Below are 236 nucleotides of genomic sequence, written 5' to 3' on the forward strand. Positions count from 1 at the left end.
GCGTTAACTAGATTTGGACGATTGACGTTCTTGCTGCTCATGATAGGGCAGTGTTTGCTACTTGCTTCATTTCCAGCCAAGTATGGAAATAATTCCACTTGGTACGCATTTCTTGTGTTTATCGTACCTGCTCTGGGATTAAGTTGGTGGTGGATAACAAGCAGAGAAGAGAAAATTCGCCGACTGTTTTATGTGTGGCTTTCTTATGTGTGGTTCGGCTTGGTACCCATGGTCGT

Annotated in this window: 1 protein-coding gene; it reads left to right on the forward strand. The window is 44.1% G+C overall.

Annotated features, from left to right (window positions below; genetic code table 11):
* Window positions 1–21: 21 nt before the first annotated feature.
* Window positions 22–236 (forward strand): hypothetical protein (locus tag ACYQ78_RS40115; protein WP_459806238.1); only part of this gene is annotated, 215 nt, incomplete at its 3' end.

Source organism: Herbidospora sp. RD11066, assembly GCF_054661255.1.